The organism is Streptomyces sp. MS191, from assembly GCF_008042125.1.
Classification (GTDB): domain Bacteria; phylum Actinomycetota; class Actinomycetes; order Streptomycetales; family Streptomycetaceae; genus Streptomyces.
Window position 1 is genome coordinate 80563 of the sequence record NZ_RDBI01000001.1, and the last position, 6299, is coordinate 86861.

The window sequence follows — 6299 nt, forward strand, 5'->3', positions numbered from 1 at the left end:
GATCTGGTCGTCGGGGTCGACTCGGGCGGTTCGGGCCTGCGGGTCGCCCTGGCCGAGGCGTCGGGCGGCCGGGTGCTGGGCTCGGTCTCGTCCCGCGAACCGGTGCGGACCGGGCCGGGCGGGATCGAGGCGGCCCATCTGCTGGCGCAGGTGCTGCCCGCCGTCGAGACGCTCCGGACCGAGGCGTCCGGCGGCGACGCCGGGACGGTCGTGGCGGTGGCGGTCGGCGCCGCCGGGATGGCGACGCTCGGCGACGAACTCCGCGCCGAGCTGCCCGGAGCACTGGAGCGTGCCCTGGGGGTGCGCACGCTGGTCCTCGCCGCGGATGCGGTCACCGCCTACGCGGGGGCGCTCGGGCAGCGGCCCGGGGCGGTCGTCGCCGCCGGTACCGGCATGATCGCGCTCGGTACGGACCTGGTCGCCTGGCGGCGGGCCGACGGCTGGGGCCATCTGCTCGGCGACTGCGGCAGCGGCGCGTGGATCGGCCGGGCGGGCCTGGAGGCGGCGATGCGCGCGTACGACGGCCGCCGCGGCGGTTCGGCCGCGCTGCTCGCCCGGGCCGAGGAGTTGTTCGGGCCGGCCGCCGGACTGCCCGGCTCCCTCTACCCGCGGACCGACCGCCCCGCCCTGCTGGCCTCCTTCGCTCCCTCGGTCGCCGTCTGCGCCGACGCGGGTGATCCGGTCGCCGGTGACGTGCTGGCGCGGGCCGCGGCCCACATCGCCGAAGCGGCCGCCGCCGTCTGCCCCGTCGGCCTGCCGTGCGAAGTCGCCTTGACGGGCGGTCTGTTCAAGATGGGGGACGCCCTGCTGGCGCCGCTGCGCGCGGAGCTCGCGGAGCTCGCGGAGCAACTGCCGCAGGTCCGCGCCGTGTCCGCCGCCGGCGATCCGCTGGCCGGAGCCGTCTCCCTCGCCGCCGCGTGCGCGACCGGTTCGCTCCTGCTGCCGGAGGAGCCGAGGATGCTCCATCTCATCAGGTAAGCCACTGTTCGGACATAGGGGGGCAGATAACGCTCTGTCGCACCTCACCGAACTGCGCGGCGGGCAAAACCAGTAGCATGCGGCGCCATGAGCTCCCCCACTGGGCCTGCTTCCGGCCTGCCTGTACGAATGCCGCGACCCCGCCAGACCGGACGGCACCGCCGCCCCGAACCCGCGGCGGCGCCCGAGGGCGCTCCCGCACTCGTTCTCGCCGTCCCCGGCGAGCCTTCGCCCGCCATACGCTCGCTGGCCGAAGAGGTCGTGAGCATCGCCCGTTCCGAGCTGCCCGGCCTGGAGGCCGTGATCGGCTACCTCGACGGTGACGACGCCGACTACCCCTCGCTCGCGGCCGCGCTCACGCGCACCGCGGCCGTGCGCACCGAGCGCTACCAGCTGGCCCTGGCCGCCGGTCGCGAGGTCAGCGCCCCCGAGGGTCCGGCCGCCGTGGTGGTCCCGCTGCTCGCCGGCCCGGACAGCGCCCTGATGCGCCGGATCCGCCAGGCCGTCATGGACAGCGGCAACATCGCCGAGCTGACCGACGTCCTCGGCCCGCACCCGCTGCTCGCCGAGGCCCTGCACGTGCGCCTGTCGGAGGCCGGTCTGGCCCGCGCCGACCGCGCCCGCCTGTTCACGGTGGCCACCGCCGCCGACGGCATCGTGCTGGCCACGGTCGGCGGCGACGAGGCCGTGCAGGCCGCCGGCATCACCGGCATGCTGCTGGCCGCCCGGCTGGCCGTCCCGGTGATCGCCGCGGCGCTGGACCAGGAGGGTTCCATCACCGCCGTGGCCGAGCAGCTGCGCGGCTCCGGTTCCGAGCAGCTGGCGCTCGCGCCGTACCTGATCGGTCCCGAGCTGGCGGACGGCCTGCTGGACGCCGCCGCGAAGGAGGCGGGCTGCGCCTCCGCCGAGCCGCTGGGCGCGTACCCGGCGATCGGCAAGCTCGTGCTCTCGCAGTACACCGCCGCGCTGGGCATCGGCTCGCAGCAGTCCCAGGGGGCGCCGAGCCACTGACCCGCGCGCGAGCGCGCAGGCCGGCGAAGCAGTACGGGAGGGCCCGCACCGGATGAGTCATCCGGAGCGGGCCCTCCCGTCTGCGTGCCGCCGGGCGGGGACGGCTGCGGGGCGAGCCCGGCCCGCGCCGCCGTCCGCGGGCGCCGCGGGCCGGTCGCCGTCAGCCGAGGACCACGCAGGTGGCCGCGGGGGCCTCGACGGCGCCCGCCCGGCTCGGGACGCCCGTCTCCGGGTCGAGGTCGAACCACGTCACGTCGCCGGAGCGCTCGTTGGCCGCGTACAGCCGCCGTCCGGACGGGTCGAGGGCCAGGTCACGGGGCCAGTGGCCGCCGCAGGGCACGGTGCCGACGAGGGCCGCCCGGCCGCCGTCCGGGTCGAGGACCAGGACGGCGAGGAGGTCGGCGCCGCGGACGGCCACCCACACGAAGCGGCCGTCGGGGGCCACGACGACGGCGGAGGGGTAGCTCGGCCCGGCGGCTCCCTCGGGCAGGACCGGGACCTCGCCGAGCGGTTCGAGGACGCCCGCGTCGGCGTCCCAGCGGCAGACGGTGAGGGTGGGCTCCAGCTCGTTGAGGACGTAGGCGTGGCCGCCCGCCGGGTGGAAGGCGAGGTGGCGCGGCCCGGTGCCGGGGCGCAGGGCGGTCTCGCCGTGGGGCCGCAGGGCGCCGGTCGCGGCGTCGAGGGCGTGGATCCAGACGGAGTCCGTGCCGAGGTCCACGGCGGCCACCCAGCGGCCCCCGGGGGCGGGCAGCACCTGGTGGGCGCGGGGACCGGCCTGGCGGTCGGCGACGGGCCCGGAGCCCTGGTGCCGGGCGACGCCGGCGGCCGGTCCGAGGGAGCCGTCGGCGGCGACGGGGAGGGCGGTGACGCTGCCGGAGCCGTAGTTCGCGGTCAGGACGTGCCCGGCCGCGACGGCGAGGTGGGTGGGCCCGGCGCCGCGGACGGACACGGGGGCGCCGAGCGGCCGCGGCGCGGCTCCGCTGACGTCGAGGGCGGCCGCCGCTCCGGCCTCGGTCTCGGACACGGCGTAGAGCGTGCCGCCGGCGAGTGCGAGGTACGACGGGTCGGCGACCGCGTCGGTGGATCCGGTGACGGTCAGGGCGCCCGTCCGCGGGTCGACGTCGGCGGCGAGGATCCCGCGGCCGCCCGCCGAGGTGAAGGAGCCGATGAAGGCCCGTACCGGATTGCGCGCGCCGCCCATGGCGTCTCCCCTTCCGCCGAGCGGCCGGGGTCGACCGCTCCGTAGTCCGGCCCGACGTTAGCAGGCGGTCTAGACCAACTGGGTCCTGGCGGGGCGGACGGGGAGGGCGGCCGGCCCGCTCCGGGACGGAGGACGGGTGCGGGCGACGGCGCGGCCGGGCGGCCCTCGTCGGCACCGTGCCCTGCGGCGGCCACTGGCCCCGTGACCTGGCCCTCGACCCGTCCGGACGGCGGCTGTACGCGGCCAACGAGCGCTCCGGCGACGTGACGTGGTTCGACCTCGACCCGCCAGGACGCGGCGGCGAGCCGGGCGTCGTGCGAGGCGTCGGGGTCGGCGGCCACGGCCGAGAGCCCCCGGATCTCCCGCGCGCAGTCGTCCAGGAGGGCGAGGACGTGGCGGGCGCGGGCCTTGCGGGCGCGCAGCGGGCTCAGCGGGTGCGTCAGCGGGGCCAGCGTGATCCTCGCCCGGCCGAGCAGCAGCTCGAGCTCGGCGGCGAGCGGGGCCGGGTCGGCATCCGGGTCCCCGGCGAGGCGACGGGCGGCGACCGTGGTGCACTCGTGCACGCAGGTCACGGCCCGCTCGATCCAGGCGTTGGTCGCGGCGTGCGTGGTCACGGGCAGCAGGGCGACGCCGACGGCGGCGCCGAGCGCGCCGACCGCGGTCTCCTCGAAGCGCAGCAGCAGGAGCCCGGGGTGGAGCACGCCGAGCAGGCCGTAGAGCAGGCCCGCCATGACGGTGACGAAGAACATCATCCAGCTGTACGAGAGCGGCGCCGTGTAGAAGATCCCGAAGACGCAGACGGCGACCAGCGCGGCGGTCGGAGCGGGCGCGCCCGCCAGCGGGATCGCGACGAGGAGACCCGCGGCGATGCCGGTGACGGTGCCGACGACACGCCGGAAGCCCCGGACGAGCGTCTCGCCGCGCGAGGCCGTGTTGACGAAGATCCACCAGGCGGTGCCGACGGCCCAGTACCAGCGGTCGTGCGAGATGACCTGCCCGGCGGCGAGCGCGACGGCGCACGCGGCCGTGGCCTGGAAGGCCTGCCGGGTGGTGGGCCGCGCGAGGCCCCTGCCGGGCAGCGGGGCGGGCGCGGCGGGCGGCGGGACGCGCCGCTCGATGCACCAGGCGACGAAGCGCACGGCTCCGGCGACGAGGAGCGCGAGGGTCACCGCGCCGTACAGCTCCGGCAGCTGCGCGGGCAGCGCGTGCAGGAACTGGGTGACGAAGAACATCATGAACGCGAAGATGCCGAGCGCGTGGCCGCGCGGACCCCAGCGCCGGGCGTAGACCCCCGCGAAGACGACGAGCAGCCAGGAGGCGTCGCGCAGCAGCGGCGCGCCGTGCAGGGCGGTGGCCAGCGCGAGGACCGGGAAGCCCGCGGCGGGCAGCAGGGCGGTGGTGAGGACCTGCCGGCGGACGGTGGGGTCGCCGACGGTGAAGAGCGCGAGCAGCGCGGCCAGTCCCCCGGTGATGGAGGCGGTCATCGAGAGGCCCGCGAGTTCGGCCGCGGCCACCGCGAGCCCGACGCCGAGGACGGCGCGCGAGGAGACGCGCAGCCGGACCTTCCCCGGGTCCGGGGCCACGAACATCAGCCTGACCAGCCGGCCGCCGGTCTCCCGGCCCTTCTTCACGACGGTCGACCCGCCCCCGCTGCCGTACACACACCCTCTTCGCGTGATCTCGTGCCCGGGCCTGCTCGTGGCGGCTCTCGGACATGGGAAAGGCGCCGCGGTCCGGTACCGGCCTCGTCGCCGGTCCGGCGCATGCGCGGCGCCGTCTACGTTCTCTGCTCCGAGGAAAACATCCTTGTGCCGACTGGCTCAACTCAACCGATGGAAGGTGGGCCATTGGTACAGTCTTCGCGAGTAGACGCCGGCCAGAAGGAGGCCATCGGACCATGGCGGTGGACGAGCTCGACACGCGCATCCTGCGCCTGCTGCTGGAGCAGCCGCGCACCAGCGTGCGGGAGTACGCCCGGATCCTCGGGGTGGCGCGGGGCACCGTGCAGGCTCGCGTCGACCGGCTGGAGCGGGACGGGGTGATCACCGGCACCGGACCGTTCCTGTCGCCGGCCGCGCTCGGGCACCCCGTGCTCGCCTTCGTCCACATCGAGGTGACGCAGGGGCACCTGGACGAGGTCGGTGACGCGCTCGCCGCCGTTCCGGAGATCGTCGAGGCGTTCTCGATCACCGGCGGCGGGGACCTGCTGACGCGGGTGGTGGCGCGGGACAACGGCCACCTGGAGGACGTGATCCAGCAGCTGATCCAGCTGCCCGGGGTCGTCCGTACGCGCACGGAGATGGCGCTGCGGGAGCGCGTGCCGCACCGCCTGCTGCCCCTGGTCGAGTCGGTGGGGCGGTCGTCGGCGCGCGGCGGCCGGTTCGGCACTCCCCTCACTGATTAGTAGATTTGTTGAATACCCACTCTGCTGACCATAGAGTGGGGCCATGCCGACCAGCGAGCAGTCCACCCCCTATCTCCGCTACGTGGCCCTCGGCGACAGCCAGACCGAGGGGGTCGGCGACGGTGACGACACCGTGGGCCTGCGCGGCTTCGCCGACCGTCTCGCCGAACGGCTCGCGGTGGTGGATCCCCGGGTGCGGTACGCCAACCTCGCCGTCCGAGGGCTGCTCGCCGGCCAGGTACGGGCCCGGCAGCTCGCGCCCGCCCTCGCGCTCCGCCCCGACCTGGCCACGGTGGTCGCCGGCGTGAACGACATGCTCCGGCCGTCCTTCGACGCGGCGGAGGTGGCCGGGCACCTGGAGGCGATGTTCGCCGCGCTGACCGGCGCCGGCACGCGCGTCGCGACGCTCACCTTCCCCGACCTGACCGTCCTGGTGCCGCTGGCCCGGCCGCTGCGCCCCCGGATCGAGGAGCTGAACGACCGGATCCGCGTCGCCGCGGCGCGGCACGGGGTCGTCGTCTCGGAGAGCACGGGGCACGAGGTGGTGACGGACCCGCGGATCTGGAGCGCGGACCGGCTGCACGCCGGCCCCCTGGGCCACGAGCGGATCGCCGCCGCCGTCGCCCACGCCCTGGCCCTGCCCGGCAGGGGCCTCGCGCGGCCCACCACCCGGCAGGCCTTCCAGGCCACGGCCGCGTGCGCCGT

At 76.5% G+C, this 6299-nt stretch carries 5 protein-coding genes and 2 pseudogenes; 5 read left to right on the forward strand and 2 right to left on the reverse strand.

Annotated elements, in window-relative coordinates; all coding sequences use genetic code 11:
- Positions 1-3 precede the first annotated feature (3 nt).
- Both EAO71_RS00415 and EAO71_RS00420 read left to right on the forward strand, forming a co-directional pair.
- Positions 4-978, forward strand: a complete 975-nt coding sequence (locus EAO71_RS00415) for an N-acetylglucosamine kinase (RefSeq protein WP_147975743.1) — start codon at positions 4-6, stop codon at positions 976-978.
- 87 nt (positions 979-1065) lie between these two features.
- Positions 1066-1989 (forward strand): sirohydrochlorin chelatase, encoded by a 924-nt coding sequence (locus tag EAO71_RS00420; RefSeq protein ID WP_147975744.1) that lies wholly within the window; start codon positions 1066-1068, stop codon positions 1987-1989.
- A 160-nt stretch (positions 1990-2149) separates the two neighbouring features.
- Here EAO71_RS00420 and EAO71_RS00425 read toward each other — a convergent pair whose 3' ends face one another.
- Positions 2150-3190 carry a lactonase family protein gene (locus EAO71_RS00425; protein WP_147975745.1) on the reverse strand — a complete coding sequence of 347 codons (1041 nt, stop codon included), beginning with the start codon at positions 3188-3190 and terminating at the stop codon, positions 2150-2152.
- 176 nt (positions 3191-3366) lie between these two features.
- Between EAO71_RS00425 and EAO71_RS38375 the strand changes: the two are divergent.
- A pseudogene (locus EAO71_RS38375) lies at positions 3367-3417 on the forward strand (hypothetical protein); the annotation flags it as partial.
- 468 nt (positions 3418-3885) lie between these two features.
- On the opposite strand, the pseudogene EAO71_RS00435 reads toward EAO71_RS38375, so the two are convergent.
- Positions 3886-4779: pseudogene (locus EAO71_RS00435) on the reverse strand (FUSC family protein); the annotation flags it as partial.
- A gap of 308 nt (positions 4780-5087) precedes the next feature.
- On the opposite strand from EAO71_RS00435, the gene EAO71_RS00440 reads away from it, so the two are divergent.
- Together EAO71_RS00440 and EAO71_RS00445 are read left to right on the forward strand one after the other, a co-directional pair.
- Positions 5088-5594: an Lrp/AsnC family transcriptional regulator gene (locus tag EAO71_RS00440; RefSeq protein ID WP_147975746.1), complete on the forward strand. Its 507-nt coding sequence runs from the start codon at positions 5088-5090 to the stop codon at positions 5592-5594.
- Between the two features lie 43 nt (positions 5595-5637).
- Positions 5638-6299 (forward strand): SGNH/GDSL hydrolase family protein (locus EAO71_RS00445; RefSeq protein WP_147975769.1); only part of this gene is annotated, 662 nt, incomplete at its 3' end.

Excerpts from the sequence above, each read along its gene's own strand:
- EAO71_RS00440 (WP_147975746.1), top strand. The coding sequence starts at position 5,088 with ATGGCGGTGGACGAGCTCGACACGCGCATCCTGCGCCTGCTGCTGGAG.
- EAO71_RS00425 (WP_147975745.1), bottom strand. The coding sequence starts at position 3,190 with ATGGGCGGCGCGCGCAATCCGGTACGGGCCTTCATCGGCTCCTTCACC.
- EAO71_RS00420 (WP_147975744.1), top strand. The coding sequence starts at position 1,066 with ATGAGCTCCCCCACTGGGCCTGCTTCCGGCCTGCCTGTACGAATGCCG.